The 13,964-nt window shown below is 62.7% G+C and carries 15 protein-coding genes and 2 pseudogenes; 9 read left to right on the top strand and 8 right to left on the bottom strand.

What is annotated here, in order from left to right; translation table 11 throughout:
• Positions 1–178 precede the first annotated feature (178 nt).
• Positions 179–1,083: pseudogene (rarD, locus tag ACR3EN_RS03590) on the top strand (EamA family transporter RarD).
• On the opposite strand, the gene ACR3EN_RS03585 reads toward rarD, so the two are convergent.
• Positions 1,074–1,778: an SGNH/GDSL hydrolase family protein gene (locus ACR3EN_RS03585; protein WP_480825564.1), complete on the bottom strand. Its 705-nt coding sequence runs from the start codon at positions 1,776–1,778 to the stop codon at positions 1,074–1,076. The pseudogene rarD and the gene ACR3EN_RS03585 overlap by 10 nt on opposite strands.
• Before the next feature lie 2 nt (positions 1,779–1,780).
• Positions 1,781–2,191, bottom strand: coding sequence for a nuclear transport factor 2 family protein (locus tag ACR3EN_RS03580; RefSeq protein ID WP_480825562.1), 411 nt, complete (start codon positions 2,189–2,191; stop codon positions 1,781–1,783).
• Positions 2,192–2,288: 97 nt separating this feature from the next.
• On the opposite strand from ACR3EN_RS03580, the gene ACR3EN_RS03575 reads away from it, so the two are divergent.
• Positions 2,289–2,936 carry an RluA family pseudouridine synthase gene (locus ACR3EN_RS03575; RefSeq protein ID WP_480825560.1) on the top strand — a complete coding sequence of 216 codons (648 nt, stop codon included), beginning with the start codon at positions 2,289–2,291 and terminating at the stop codon, positions 2,934–2,936.
• On the opposite strand, the gene ACR3EN_RS03570 is transcribed toward ACR3EN_RS03575, so the two are convergent.
• Complete coding sequence (locus ACR3EN_RS03570; RefSeq protein WP_480731421.1) at positions 2,933–3,118, bottom strand: hypothetical protein; 186 nt, start codon at positions 3,116–3,118, stop codon at positions 2,933–2,935. The two genes, ACR3EN_RS03575 and ACR3EN_RS03570, sit on opposite strands and share 4 nt — an antisense overlap.
• Positions 3,119–3,219: 101 nt before the next feature.
• Between ACR3EN_RS03570 and ACR3EN_RS03565 the strand changes: the two genes are divergently transcribed.
• The 4 genes from ACR3EN_RS03565 (at position 3,220) to ACR3EN_RS03550 (ending at position 6,171) form a co-directional block, all read left to right on the top strand.
• Positions 3,220–3,912 (top strand): helix-turn-helix transcriptional regulator, encoded by a 693-nt coding sequence (locus ACR3EN_RS03565; RefSeq protein WP_480825558.1) that lies wholly within the window; start codon positions 3,220–3,222, stop codon positions 3,910–3,912.
• 121 nt (positions 3,913–4,033) lie between these two features.
• Entirely contained in the window at positions 4,034–4,705 is a 672-nt protein-coding gene (locus ACR3EN_RS03560; RefSeq protein ID WP_480825556.1) for a YiaD family glycine zipper/OmpA-like lipoprotein, read from the top strand.
• 117 nt (positions 4,706–4,822) lie between these two features.
• Positions 4,823–5,365, top strand: coding sequence for an NADPH-dependent FMN reductase (locus ACR3EN_RS03555; RefSeq protein WP_480825554.1), 543 nt, complete (start codon positions 4,823–4,825; stop codon positions 5,363–5,365).
• A 14-nt stretch (positions 5,366–5,379) separates the two neighbouring features.
• Positions 5,380–6,171 carry an HTD2 family dehydratase gene (locus tag ACR3EN_RS03550; RefSeq protein ID WP_480825586.1) on the top strand — a complete coding sequence of 264 codons (792 nt, stop codon included), beginning with the start codon at positions 5,380–5,382 and terminating at the stop codon, positions 6,169–6,171.
• On the opposite strand, the pseudogene ACR3EN_RS03545 reads toward ACR3EN_RS03550, so the two are convergent.
• Positions 6,163–6,612: pseudogene (locus ACR3EN_RS03545) on the bottom strand (GNAT family N-acetyltransferase). The gene ACR3EN_RS03550 and the pseudogene ACR3EN_RS03545 sit on opposite strands and share 9 nt — an antisense overlap.
• Before the next feature lie 23 nt (positions 6,613–6,635).
• On the bottom strand, positions 6,636–7,670 hold the full coding sequence (locus ACR3EN_RS03540) for an NAD(P)/FAD-dependent oxidoreductase (RefSeq protein WP_480825552.1): 1,035 nt from the start codon (positions 7,668–7,670) through the stop codon (positions 6,636–6,638).
• A 55-nt stretch (positions 7,671–7,725) separates the two neighbouring features.
• Here ACR3EN_RS03540 and mnmC2 point away from each other — a divergent pair, with 55 nt between their 5' ends.
• Positions 7,726–8,391: a tRNA (5-methylaminomethyl-2-thiouridine)(34)-methyltransferase MnmC2 gene (mnmC2, locus tag ACR3EN_RS03535; protein WP_480825550.1), complete on the top strand. Its 666-nt coding sequence runs from the start codon at positions 7,726–7,728 to the stop codon at positions 8,389–8,391.
• Positions 8,388–9,257 carry a DMT family transporter gene (locus tag ACR3EN_RS03530; RefSeq protein ID WP_480825548.1) on the top strand — a complete coding sequence of 290 codons (870 nt, stop codon included), beginning with the start codon at positions 8,388–8,390 and terminating at the stop codon, positions 9,255–9,257. Before mnmC2 ends, ACR3EN_RS03530 begins: the two co-directional genes overlap by 4 nt.
• On the opposite strand, the gene ACR3EN_RS03525 is transcribed toward ACR3EN_RS03530, so the two are convergent.
• Positions 9,231–11,195 carry a lytic transglycosylase domain-containing protein gene (locus tag ACR3EN_RS03525; RefSeq protein ID WP_480825546.1) on the bottom strand — a complete coding sequence of 655 codons (1,965 nt, stop codon included), beginning with the start codon at positions 11,193–11,195 and terminating at the stop codon, positions 9,231–9,233. The genes ACR3EN_RS03530 and ACR3EN_RS03525 overlap by 27 nt on opposite strands.
• Positions 11,196–11,328: 133 nt before the next feature.
• Here ACR3EN_RS03525 and dapA point away from each other — a divergent pair, with 133 nt between their 5' ends.
• Complete coding sequence (gene dapA, locus ACR3EN_RS03520) at positions 11,329–12,201, top strand: 4-hydroxy-tetrahydrodipicolinate synthase (RefSeq protein ID WP_480825544.1); 873 nt, start codon at positions 11,329–11,331, stop codon at positions 12,199–12,201.
• A 96-nt stretch (positions 12,202–12,297) separates the two neighbouring features.
• On the opposite strand, the gene ACR3EN_RS03515 is transcribed toward dapA, so the two are convergent.
• Positions 12,298–13,185, bottom strand: coding sequence for a dimethyl sulfoxide reductase anchor subunit family protein (locus ACR3EN_RS03515; protein ID WP_480825542.1), 888 nt, complete (start codon positions 13,183–13,185; stop codon positions 12,298–12,300).
• On the bottom strand, positions 13,185–13,934 hold the full coding sequence (locus ACR3EN_RS03510) for a 4Fe-4S dicluster domain-containing protein (protein WP_480825540.1): 750 nt from the start codon (positions 13,932–13,934) through the stop codon (positions 13,185–13,187). Before ACR3EN_RS03510 ends, ACR3EN_RS03515 begins: the two co-directional genes overlap by 1 nt.
• Positions 13,935–13,964: the final 30 nt, after the last annotated feature.

The raw sequence follows: 13,964 nt of genomic DNA, 5'->3' as shown, positions 1-13,964 counted from the left end.
TCATCTGGCTCTAAATATCCCGGAGCGCGAGGTAGAGCCTCGCAAAAGACATGCCATGGGTCTGGGCGCTGGTTGATGACTTATAGTATCAGAATATGTGATGCTCGATCTAACAGAATTCGAGGTTTCCCGAAGGACGGCATTGCCCTAGACAGAGGCGCTGCCCTTGGAGAGGCCTATGACTGCACGCGACGTTTCTGATCGGAACACGGATTCACCCAAGGGGTTGGCTCTTGCTGTGACGGCTTATGTGCTATGGGGGTTTCTTCCGCTTTACATGAAAGCCATGGCGCATATCGGCCCGGTCGAGATCGTGGCGCATCGGGTCATTTGGTCGGTACCCGTGGCAGGGCTGTTGCTGATCGCTTTGGGGCGGACCTCTGATTTGAGGGCAGCGTTGCGCAATCCGCAGATGTTGGGGATGGCCGCGCTGACTGCGGCGCTGATCTCGGTGAACTGGGCGATTTATGTGTGGGCGATTTCTTCCGGCAATGCACTGGATGCGGCGCTGGGGTACTATATCAACCCGCTGTTCAGCATTGCCTTGGGCGCGGTTCTTCTGCGCGAGCCTTTGACCAAGACACAGTTGCTGGCCGTTGGTCTGGCTTCCTTGGGTGTGCTGGTGCTGGTGGTGCAGGCTGGCAGCCTGCCGTGGGCCGCGCTGGGGCTGATGGTGAGCTGGGGTTTTATGCCTTCTTCAAACGCTCGCTTCCAATCGGGCCCAATCAGGGTTTCTTGCTGGAGGTTTTGATCCTGCTGGTTCCCGCACTGACCTATGTGACGTGGCTGGGGGCGACCGGTACGGGGCATTTTGGCGCCGCAGTGTCCGATACCATGCTGCTGGCGGGTGCAGGGATCGTAACTGCCGTACCCCTGCTGGTCTATGCAAACGGGGCCAAGCTGGTGCGGCTGTCAACGATGGGCATCCTGCAATACATCGCGCCGACGATGATATTCATCACCGCCGTCACCTTGTTCGGTGAGAAGATCGACAGTGCAAGAATGATTGCCTTTCCCCTGATCTGGGCCGGTCTGGTGGTTTATTCAATTCCGATGATCCGGCAGATCCGGTCTCAGGCCTGAGTGATCAGACGCGCGGCCTCATCAGCCCAGAGCGCGTAGGTTTTGGGGCTGGGATGATAGCCATCCGGGGCGGCTAGCGCCGGGTCATCCGGCAAATCCAGCGTCAGATGCCGCGCTTGCGGAAAGCGGCTTGCAACCTGCTGCAAACCTTGGTCCAGCCGCTTGGCCTGTTGACCCAGTACCCACGCCAAGGGTTGGGGCAGGGCGGGGAAGCGGTTCATCTGGGGCACGGCGGTCACGATCACTTTGCGCGCGCCGAAGCTATCGGTCAGTAGGGTCAGCAGCTCTGCCTGCTGCGCCGCGAATTGCCGGGCTGAGACCGCGCGTGTGACGTCATTCACGCCGAGTGCCGTGACGACAGCATCAAACTCCATGTCCAGTTTTTGCAGCCGATCAAGCGTGTCCCGCGTCGTGTGTCCGGTGGTGGCCTCTAGCCGCCATTCGACGGAATTGTGTTTTGCCAGCCGGCGGACCAGATGACCCGACAGCGCTTGGTGCTGCGTGCCCGCTCCGACCCCAGCGGCTGAGCTGTCTCCGGCGATCAGCAGGCGCAGGCGGGGGCCACGGCCTTCGCGCCCCTCGCGCGGGCCAATGGGTTCGGGCAGGAATCGCGCGTTGCGGCGCACCGTCAGGCCTTGCAGGGCCAGAACGGGCAGCAGGGGGACGCGAACAAGTTGATCGGCAGCGATTGGCATGGTCAGCTCAGCGCGTCCTTGAACTGCAGGAAACGGGCATCGTTCATGACGCGGGCCATCATGGCCTCGCGCAGCGCGCCAATGGTCTTGTAGGGGCGCATGACCACCTCGAAGTCCTGAATCAGACCGTCTTCGTTCAGGGTGATCAGATCGACGCCCACTGCATCCAACTCACCCACCTTGCATTGGAATTCCAACGCCCAGTCATTGCCTTGACCCATCGCGCGCCGGTAGCGGAAATCCGAGAACACCTGACCCACATGGCCCAGAACCGCCGCAACCGGTGCACGCCCGGTCCATGTGCTGTAGTAGGTCGGAGGTGAAAACCGCACGTCCTCAGCCAGCAGATCGTGGATCAGGCTTTCATCGCCTTTGGCGACAACCTCTTGCATATGTTGGATCGTGGGATGCATGTGTCCTCCTGTCTGTTGTAGCAACAGTTGCTGAACCCGGCCGTATCAGGCAAGGACGACGTTGCGGGAGGTTGCGGGCTGCGATAGGCAGGCGCGCATGAGCGAGACCTATGATCCTCCGCAGACGCCTCTGGACGTGCTGTATGAAGACACGCAGCTGATCGTTGTGAACAAACCCGCGGGGCTGTTGTCGGTGCCCGGGCGGGGGGCGCATCTGGCCGATTGTCTGCTGACACGGGTGCAGGCGGCATTTCCGCAGGCGCTGCTGGTGCATCGGCTGGATCGGGATACATCGGGCGTGATGGTCTTTGCCCAGACGCCCCATGCGCAGCGGCATCTGGGGTTGCAGTTTGAGAACCGTCAGACCCGCAAGGCCTATGTCGCCCGCGTCTGGGGGCGGCTGGAGGACAAGACGGGCACGATCGATCTGCCGCTGATCGTCGACTGGCCCAACCGCCCGCGGCAGATGGTGTGTCATGAGACGGGCAAACCCGCCGTCACCGAATGGCGCGTGGTGAAGGACGAGCGCGAGACGACACGCGTGCGGCTGTTCCCGAAAACCGGGCGTTCTCATCAGTTGCGGGTGCATATGCTGGCGCTGGGCCACCCTATTCTGGGTGACCCGTTTTATGCCGAGGGCGCTGCGCGGAACTTTCCGCGCCTGATGCTGCATTCGGAGGAATTGCGCCTGAAAAACCCCGAAGGCGGTGTTTCGATGAAATTCCGCGCCAAGGCGGATTTCTAGGCGGTTCGGGTCCAAAACACTTTCAGATTGCCTAGCGAGAACCGCCGGGCGCGCCGTTTTGGGGCGCAGGGCTGACGGGCGGCCATGATCTCGCGCTCGATCTCGAACCCGCGCAGATGGTGGTCTTGTGCCCAGCGGTCCAGTTTCAGGGTCATTAGAACGTGATGGTCTCGGCTTGGCATAATGGGCCTCCTTTCGGGTGAGACCAGAATTGCCGATCACTCCTGACACCACCTTGTCAGGGGGATGTGCTAAGGTGTCAGCAGAAATACCGGAGACCCCGATGCGCCGTTCCACCCGCCTGTTTGAAATCATTCAGATTTTGCGCGCTGCCCCCGCGCCGGTGACGGCTGAGACGCTGGCAGACAAGCTGGAGGTGTCCGTCAGGACCGTCTATCGCGACATCGCCGCGCTTCAGGCTCAGCGCACGCCGATCGAGGGCGAGGCAGGGGTCGGATACCTGATGCGCCGGGGGTATGACCTGCCTCCGCTGAATTTCGACGCCGAAGAGGTCGAGGCGCTGTGGGTTGGTCTGTCGATGCTGGCGCGGACCGGTGACAGTACGCTGCAGCAGGCCGCCGACCGGGTTTGTCGCAAGATCGAAGCCTTGCGCGCGCCCGCCGATTGGCTGCAGGTCGCGCCGTGGGGTGCACCGGCAGACGATCCGGCCAAGGGCTGCGTGCCGGTCGTGAATTACCGTGAAGCGATCCGGGCCGAGCGCAAGATTCGCATCACCTATGTCAATTCCCAAGGCGAGCGGACCGAGCGAACGGTACGACCCGTTGCACTGATCTATCACATCGAATGCACCATGCTGGCGGCGTGGTGCGAGCTGCGCAACGGCTTTCGCCATTTCCGCACCGACCGCATCTGGGCCTGTGAGTTGACCGAGGATCACTTCTGTGGGCAGGGCGAGCCGCTGCGTGCGATCTGGCAGGAACAGAACCGCTGGGAAGCGCCCGCGCAGACCCACTGAGTGGCACGTAACTGCCAATTCACCCGATTGTTGCTTGAGCCCGGGCCCAAGCGGCGCGATATTATGGGGCAAAGAACGTGGCGCCCGGCTAAAACGGATGCCAGAGCAGAAGGTTGAACCCATGACGATTTCCAAGTTTGTTATTGCCGCCGGGCTAAGCTCGGCTTTGGTTTTGGGGGCCTGTACGGACCCCGGTACGCTGAACCTGCCCGCTGATCCCAACCAGAATGCCAAGCAGGGTGCTCTTTTGGGTGGTCTGATCGGGGCGGGCGTTGGTGCGATTGCCAATGATTCCGATCCGCTTCTGGGCGCGCTGGCCGGTGGGGCCATCGGAGCCGCCGGTGGTGGTGTCATCGGCAATCAGCTGGACCGGCAGGCCGCCGAGTTGCGGCAGCAGCTGGCCAATGACGGCATCATCATCACCAATGCAGGTGACCGCCTGATCGTGACCGTGCCCAATGACATCACCTTTGCCACCGACAGCTCGACGGTGAATCCGGCGCTTCGGGCCGATCTGGTGCGCGTGGGGCAGAACCTTGTGCGCTACCCCAACTCGGACGTCCAGGTCATCGGCCATACCGACAGCGACGGGGCTGCGTCGTACAATCAGGGCCTCTCGGAACGGCGCGCCCGGTCGGTTGCGGATATTTTGCAGGCCAACGGCGTGAACAGTGCCCGGATCACGACTATCGGTCTGGGGGAAAGCCGACCTGCGGCGTCCAATCTGACGCCCGAAGGCAAGGCCCGTAACCGTCGCGTCGACATCGAGATCATACCGAACGTGCGTTCCTGATGTGACGGGGTGCTGTCGGCGGCTGCGGTTTATGCACAGTGACTGCGCGTCACCTGGTCTTTGGCGCGCGCTTTTCTCGGGCTAACTATTGGGAAACGCTTAAAACGGAGTTTCCCTATGTCCGATCCTGTTCTGCTCAGCCTGTCCGGCTCTTTGCGCCAAAACGCCACTAACCGCAAATTGCTGCGCGAGGCGGCGCGCTTGTTTGAACCCGGCACCCATATCGAGGCGGATCTGAATCTGCCTCTGTATGATGGCGATCTTGAAGAAGGGGAAGGTATCCCCGAAGCGGTGCAGCTGCTGGCGGATCAGATCGCGCGGGCTGACGCGGTGATCATCTCGACCCCGGAGTATAACAAGGGGCCATCGGGTGTTCTGAAAAACGCGCTGGACTGGGTCAGCCGGACCAGCGGCAGCCCGTGGATGGACAAACCGGTGGCCGTGATGTCTGCCGCTGCCGGTCGCGCCGGGGGCGAGCGCGCGCAGATGATCCTGCGCTCCTTCATGGTGCCGTTCCAGCCACGTATCCTGCAGGGCCCAGAAGTTCATCTGGCCGACAGCTCTAACGAGTTTGATGACGAGGGGCGGCTGACCAACGACCGCTATGAAAAGACGCTTGGGGCGCTGATGCAAAAGCTGCGGGCCGAGGCGGGAGTTTGACCCATGAGGGCGTGATGGAGGCCGAGGCCGTCATAGACCTGATGGACCCCGCGCGTGCCCGCGCGTTGCAGGTGGCGTTGGGGCAAGCGCCCTCGATTGAGGCGGGCGCGGCCTTACCGCCGTTTTTCCATCACCTCTATTTCTGGTCGCCCTTGCCGCCGTCTGATCTGGGGAGGGATGGGCATCCGAAAGTTGGCCTTGGGCTGATCCCGGATATGGGCTTGCCCAGACGGATGTGGGCCGGGGGGCGATTGCAGTTTCACCAGCCCCTGATCGCGGGCGTCGAGGCTGAACGACGGTCCGTCCGTGAAAGCTCGGCGCAGAAGACCGGGCGCAGCGGTCCACTGGGCTTTGTCACGCTGCGCCACGAGATCTGGCAACAGGGCACCCATTGCCTGACCGAATGGCAGGATCTGGTCTATCGCGAGGACCCGTCGCCCGAGGCCCAGCTTCCTCAACGACCGCAGGCCTGCACTGATGAGACCGACCGCCGCGAAGTCAGCTTTGATACCACCCTGCTGTTTCGCTATTCCGCGCTGACCTTCAACGGGCACCGCATCCACTATGATCTGGATTATGCGCGCGAGGTTGAGGGCTATGCCGGGCTGGTCGTGCATGGCCCTTTGCTGGCGCAGTTTCTGATGCTTTATGCAACCGATCTGATGGGGCCACTGACCGCGTTTTCCTTCCGCGCCACGGCCCCGCTGATGCATTTCGAAACCGCGACCCTCTGCCGGAGCGGGCAGACCCTATGGGTGCGTGGACCGGACGGGCGCGAATGTATGCGGGCCGAGGCGTTAACCTAGGCGCTTCTGCATCGTGATCGAGGTGGTGCGATCGTACCCGGGATGGGCCACCTCACCGGTTTTGACAAACCCCATACGGGCAAAGGCGGCGTGGTTTTCGACAAGTTCGACACGGGTTTGCAGTTCCAGTACCGAGAACCCAAGCGCCTTTGCGCGAGTTTCGGCAAGCGCCACAAGCTGCCGGGCCAGACCCTTCCCCCGTTGGCTTTGGTCGACCGCCAGCTTGCTCAGATACAAACGCCCGGGCTTTGGCGTCAGGAACACCACGGCATCGAGGGGCGTACCGATGACCCAGATCTCGCCCGTGCGCGCCTGATCGCGCAGGGTGTCCTAGGTCAGTAGGTGCATAGATGAGGGCGGATCAATGCGACCTTCCATATAGGCAAAGCTTCCGCGGATCAGCGCCAGCACCTCGGGCAGTTTCGGACTGTCCGGGAACAGGCGCTGCGGTGGGACTTCGAAGGTCACAACGATGCCTCGGGCCGGAAATCGTCGGGGATCGCGTCTTTGCCGTCCAGCATCAGATCGGCCATGACCTCGGCCACTTTCGGGGCCATTCCGAAGCCTATCTTGAAGCCGCCGTTGGCGATGAACTGGCCTTGGTGCAAAGGATGCGCGCCGAGCATCGGGGCGCGGCTTTTGCTGCGGGGGCGCACACCGGCCCATCGCTCGATCACCTCGGCCCCGTGCAGCAGGGGCAGCGCGCGCGTGGCGCGGTCCAGCACATCGTCCAGAGCTACGTCGGTGCTGGTGGGGTCATCATAGTCCCGTTCAGACGTCGATCCGATCGCCAGCGTGCCATCCGCGTGCGGCACGATATGAACGGCATCCGCGAATAGCTGCGGCACCTCACCGGCATCAAACCGCAGCAAGGCGGCCTGTCCCTTGACGCCATTGCCAACGGTCTTGCTGAAGGCGCGGCTGAGCTCATCCAAACCTGCAAGCCCGGTGGCGTGGATGACCAGACCTTTGTCGGGGGCCTCTGCGACTACCTCGACCCCCATCACCCCCAGCGCCGCGACCAAAGCCGCACAAGCGCGCCGGGGGTGCATTCGCGCGCTCAACGTGTCGTGGATGACAAAGCCGGTGGGGCTGGGCGGGCACCAAGCGCCGACCTCGGCCACTGGGCGCACGGTCCAACGGGCGCGCCCCTGCCAGAGCGTCTCGGCCGTGGTTGCCCGCGTATGGGCGAGGTCAAGGCTGCGCTGGTCGCCAACGGGCTGCAACCGACCCAGTCGCGCATAGCCGGCGGAAACGCCGCCCGTTGCCTCGACCTGCTGCCAGAACGGCTCGGCCATGATCAGGCTGTCGAACTGAAAGGCCTTCTTGGCGTTCCAGTTCTCGGGCACATGCGGCGCAAGCGCCCCCACCAGCCCGCCACTGGAGCCCGCGCCTGGCCCGAAAGGGTCGACCACCTGAACCTTGGCCCCGCGTCGGGCGCAGGTCCATGCGATGGACAGGCCAAAGATGCCTGCGCCGCGCACCGTCACATCGACCATTGCCAATCCCCTTTTCCTTGTTCAGTGTCGCGCCGCCTAGCTACAGGATAACCCGATGGCAGACCAGCGTGCCGAACTGACGTGGACCGAGGATCAGATCCCGGTCTCGGACCGTTTCGACGACCCCTATTACTCGTTGCAGAACGGGTTGGAAGAGACGCGCCATGTGTTCCTTGCAGGCAACGATCTGCCCGCGCGGTTTGCACCCGGATTTCACATCGCCGAGCTGGGTTTTGGCACCGGCCTGAACATGCTGACCGTCTGGTCCGCGTGGGAGGGCGCAGGGCAGACCTCACCGCTGCGGTTCACCAGTTTCGAGGCCTTTCCGATGGCCCCAGACGATATGGCCCGCGCGCTGGCGGCGTTTCCCGAGCTGTCGCCTTGGACGGATCGCTTTCTGGCGGTCTGGACGGGCCAGAGCTGCACATTGGATACGTTGCATCTTGAGGTCATCGTCGGGGATGCCCGTCAGACCCTGCCCGACTGGGATCACAAGGCGGATGCATGGTTTCTGGATGGCTTCTCACCCGCCAAGAACCCCGAGTTGTGGGGGGCTGATCTGATGCAGCAGGTGGCGGACCACACGGCACCGGGCGGCACGGCGGCAACCTACACCGCCGCCGGGTTCGTGCGCCGGGGATTGGCCGACGCCGGGTTCGAAGTCACCCGCAGCCCGGGCTTTGGCCGCAAGCGGCACATGACGCGGGCGGTCAAACCATGAGCCAGCAGAACAACGTCAACGCAGGCATTGCGCTGATGATCGGCGCGACGATTGTGTTTGCGTTGCAGGATGGCATCTCGCGCCATCTGGCGGGGACGTATAACACCTACATGGTGGTGATGATCCGGTATTGGTTCTTTGCCGCTTTCGTAATTGCGCTGGCGGCCAGATCACCCGGAGGCCTGCGGGCTGCGGCGCGGACCAGCCAGCTTCGGTTGCAGATTTTCCGGGGCCTGCTGCTGGCCGGGGAAATCTGTGTCGCCGTCTACAGTTTCACGATCCTCGGGCTGATCGAAAGTCAGGCGGTGTTCATCTGTTACCCGCTGCTGATCGCCGCCCTTAGCGGCCCGCTGTTGGGCGAGAAAGTCGGCTGGCGGCGTTGGGCTGCGATCGGCGTCGGTTGCGTCGGTGTTCTGATCATCCTTCAACCCGGTGCCGGGGTGTTCAATCCCTGGGCAGTGATCCCGCTGATCTCTGCGCTGATGTTCGCGGTTTATGGCCTGCTGACCCGATACGTCGCACGGCGCGACAGCACCGCCACCAGCTTTTTCTGGACCGGCGTCGCCGGGGCCGCCGCGATGACCTGCGTAGGTGTCTGGTTCTGGGAACCGATGGCCCGCGGCGACTGGCTATGGATGGGGCTACTGTGCATTTCAGGTGCGCTGGGGCATTGGCTGCTGATCAAGTGTTACGAGATGGCCGAGGCCAGCGCCGTACAGCCCTTCGCCTATTTCCACCTGATGTGGAGCGCCATTCTGGGCATCACCATCTTCCATGAAACCCTGCGCCCCGCAGTCGTGCTGGGCGCAGGCCTGGTGATTGCGGCGGGCCTGTTCACCCTATGGCGCGAAAGACGCAAGGGTTGAGCCGGTCAGTTCCTGTGAAAACGGCACCGGAAGGGGCTGCTGGCCCAGCCGCGCGCGATAAACCGGCAGGCTCTCGGCGACGCGCATGACATAATTGCGGGTTTCCTTGAAGGGGATGGTCTCAATCCAGTCGATCACATCCACCTCACCCCGGCGCGGATCACCATACCGCTCCATCCACGAAATCGGGCGGCGGGGTCCGGCGTTGTAGCCAGCCGCCATCATCACGACGTTGCCGTTGAAATCCTCGGCAAGACTGGACAGGTAATTCGCCCCCAGTTTGGCGTTATAACGCCAGTCCGAGGTCAGGCGCCCGGTCTTGTGACCGCTGAGAATACCGAGATCCTTAGCCACCAGCTGCGCCGTCGCAGGCATCACCTGCATCAGTCCGCGCGCGCCTGCTCCGCTGATGACAACCGGGTCAAATTCGCTTTCACGCCGGGCAATGGCCAGCGTCATTTCTTTCGCCATTGGCAGGCCCATGTCGGCCACCGGATGCACCGGGTAATAGGCCGCGGGTAAGACTGTCCCCGTAGTCGCAGCGCGTTTGGCGATCATGACGGCCAGGTGCGGCTCGTTCAGTTCGATCACAAGATCACCCAGTTGTTCAGCCTGCGTCTGGTCGAGGCTTTCGACCAGATGGGTCAGGAAGCGTTCCGAGAGGTTGCCCTCGCCCGCCTGTAAAAGCAGCAGGCCCGCTTCCAGCACGCTGGAATCGGCAAACGCAGCCTGTTTCCAATGCGGCGCGCGGCGCGGGTTCGCCAATTCGGGGTCAAAAGGTCGCCCGATGCGCTCGGCCGCCAGCAGCCCGTAGAACGAGGTCTGGTGGTCCGCCCCAACCGCATAGGCCTCGTACGCCTTATCCGCGTCACCGGCGGCTGCATAGGCCCGCCCAAGCCAGTAACCGCCGCGCCCTTTTGAAATCGGAGACTGCACCGCGTCTGAGAAGTTCTGGAAATGCCGAACCGCCGTTGCCGGGTCATCCAGCTTGCGCAGGGCGAGGAAACCCGCCAACCATTCCAGATCGGCATAGCCATAGCCCATATCCGGCGTCATGTGATGATTGGCGGCAATCGCATAGGCCCGTTCGGCGCTGCCCGTGCGCATCTCAAGCCGCGCCAGCCTGCGCCGCCCCTCGGCCCATTTGTTCGGCTCACCCAGCGCGTCAGGTCCGGTTGACCGGGCCAGCATCAGATCGATGGCGCTGTCGTCCAGCTCTTTCCGGTCGCGCCAGACGAACCGATCAAAGGCCAGCCCCGGCGCATCCGCCAGCGCCTTCGGCACCGCCGCTACCTTGCCATCCACCCCGTTCTGACGTTTTTGCAAGGCGATCCGGGCCTCGGCCAGCTTGCGCTGGTCGCCGCTGACCACGGGCAACATCTGCCCGGCGCTGACAAGATGGCCATCCCACAACATCCGATCCATGCGCGCCGCGTGATGCGGCCTCAGCAGTTTGCCGAAATTTTCCAGATAGTCCTTCTGCAGACCCGCGCCCATCGGCATCGTCCGCCACGCGGTTACGATATCGGCCTCGGCTTCCCCACGGCGCCCCACACTCATCAGCGCAACGGCATAGTTCAGCGCGCCTTCGGCGGTTTGCGGCGGCATCCCATCGTAGAATTTCAGCACCCGATCGGCGTCGGCATTGGTGAAGGATGGCTCGCTCTTGCGGCGCAGCCATGCCAGCCCCGGCCAATCCGACCGCCGTTCGAGAAAGACCAGAACATCGCCGGAGCTTCCAAAACCCTCGCGCAGCCAATGCCAAACGATGACATCGCGCGAAACCGACCCACGCTGCCCCGAGACACGCAGAGCGGCGTTCCAGTCCCCCTTGCGCATCTCATAAAGGCCTGCGCGCAGATCGCCTACGGCATCGGCCCGCGCCTGCCCCAAAGATCCTAAAATCACCGCAACCAAAAGCGCCAGTACGCGTGTCATGCCTTGCATTTCCCAACCAACCAAGGATAGAGCCATTCAGGATAAACCTTGCGCCGCCGGGATCAACACGGATCGCCATGATTGTGATGTCCCGTGACGCAAAAACTGCTAACTGCACCTTAAGGAGCGTGTCATGTTCAAAGGCTCGATGCCAGCCCTCGTCACCCCGTTTTCAAACGGCGCGTTGGACCTGGATACGCTCAAACGCCTGGTAGACTGGCAGATACAGGAAGGTTCCACCGGTCTGGTGCCAGTGGGCACGACGGGTGAAAGCCCGACGCTCAGCCATGAAGAACACGAAACCGTTGTGGCCGAGGTCGTGAAGGCCGCCGCAGGTCGCGTCCCGGTGATCGCGGGTGCTGGCTCGAACAATACGGTCGAAGCTATTCGGTTCGTGCAGTTTGCCGCCAATATCGGCGCCGATGCGGCGCTGGTGGTGACGCCCTATTACAACAAGCCCACGCAAAAGGGCCTGCTGGCCCATTACCGTGCCCTGCATGATTGCGCCGATATCCCGATCATCATCTATAATATTCCGGGTCGGTCGGTCATCGACATGACACCCGAAACCATGGGTGAACTGGCCAAGCTCCCGCGCATCGCCGGCGTCAAGGATGCGACCGGCGATCTGGCCCGCGTCAGTCAGCAACGCGCCACATGTGGACCTGACTTCTGCCAGCTCTCGGGCGAGGATGCCACCGCGCTTGGCTTCAACGCCCATGGCGGCGTCGGATGCATCTCGGTCACGGCAAATGTGGCCCCGAAACTTTGCGCCGAATTCCAGCAGGCGACATTGGCCGGAGATTACGCCAAAGCGCTGACCTACCAAGACCGCCTGATGCCCTTGCACGAGGCGATCTTCATCGAACCCGGCCTTGTCGGTGCCAAATATGCTCTTAGCAAACTCGGCCTCTGCAGCACCGAAGTCCGCTCGCCCCTGACCGAGCTGGAAAGCAGCACCAAGGCATCCATCGATGCCGCAATGGCTCATGCCGGTCTGATCTGACGACCCCTGGAAACGGGGATCCAAACTTCATCTGGCTACAAATATCCCGGGGGAGGAATTGGCCTGCAAGGCCAAGGAGGGGGCTGGCCCCCTCCTTCACCGTTTCCCGTAATACAGCCCGACGACATGCTCGGCCTGTGCGAAAAACAGCCAACGCGAGATCACAACGCCGGTCAAATGCGACAGCACGGCCAAAAGCGCGAACAGATGTTTGATCACGACTCCTCCGACGGGGATAAGGATCAGCAGCAACGGCAGCGCAAAGGCCAGCCCAAACGAGATCACCCGCAGTTTTTGCGCGTGTTTCCGACCCACCACATGGACGAATTCCCTTAGCAGATAGTTGGTTCCGGTATGAGGCGGCTCGAACGCGCGCACCGTGCCGCGTGCACCCAAACCCGTGGCGGTGCCCAGCGTGGTGCCCGACCGCGACAACGCGCCGTCTCCCTTGGCCCAATAGGCCAGTTGCACGGCCCCTGCGATGGCCAGCAGCCAAGGGGCGAGCGCCTCGGCCCCGGCCAAAAGTGCGCCACCCGCGAGGCTGAAGGACAGGAACATCGCGGGTGTCAGGTTCATGTTCCAGCGCGGGATGGTCTTGAGCTGCGTATAGATCATTGATGTGGTGAAGACGGTGGCGAGGCTGAGCAGCGCCCCGATCCACCCCAACAGCGTCCAGTGGCTGTGTAAAAACACCGCCCCCAGCGCATAGAGCCCCATGATCACGAGCGCCGCCACCGCGCAGACCCCTTCGCGGCTGAGCCAGCTGGATTTCCATTGGCTGAACGCCTTCCACGCGCGTTCGGGATGCCCCAGATGGAAGGTCGAGGCCAACAGCCCGCCAACCGCCAGCGCGTAAGCGATCACGTAGAAAACAAAGGCGACGAAACCCGTCACGGTGGGTTGTCCGAGACCCAGGAAGAACAGCAGGCCGAAGCCCAGACCGGAAAACGTGGTGAAGATGATGACGGAAGGGGCCGGATGCATCAGAGTTTCTCCAATGCCTTGTCGAGCCAGCCGAGAAAGCCCTTCGGGTCTTCGGTCACAGGGGCCAGCAGCGGGGCCAGAATGTCGATCTGGTCTTCAACCTGATCCTTGGGCCGGGGCGGCAGGTATTTGTTCACGGGTTTGGTACCCATTTCGGGCATCAGGTCCATCCCGTCGCGCTCGGCGACCAGTTTGCTGACATCGCTGTCCGGATCGCCCAGATCACCGAAATGCCGGGCTCCCGCGGGGCAAGTGCGGACGCAGGAGGGGACCCGGTCTACCTCGGGCAGGTTCTCGTTGTAGATGCGGTCGACACAGAGGGTGCATTTCTTCATCACCCCTTCGGCCATATCCATCTCACGCGCACCATAGGGGCAGGACCAGGCGCAGAGGCCGCAACCGATGCAGTCGCTTTCGTTGACCAGCACGATGCCGTCTTCAACCCGTTTGTAGCTGGCTCCGGTGGGGCAGACTGTGACGCAGGGCGCGTCCTCGCAATGCAGGCAGGATTTGGGGAAGTGGATGAGTTGCGCGGGGCCTTCCAGCGGCTGTACCTCATAGGAATGTACCCGGTTCAGGAAGGTGCCGGAGGGGTCGGCTCCGTACGCGTCCTGATCCGAGAGCGGCGCGCCGTAGTTTTCCGTGTTCCAGCCTTTGCACGAGATCACGCAGGCGTGGCAGCCGACGCAGGTGTCGAGGTCGATGACCAGACCCATTTTGCGCTCGGTCGTTTGGGGGAGCTGGGTCATGTCAATGTGCCTTCGCGTGCTTGGAGAGGG

The sequence above is a fragment of the Ruegeria sp. G7 genome, from assembly GCF_056535465.1.
This window is presented reverse-complemented; position numbering and strand designations above follow the sequence as displayed.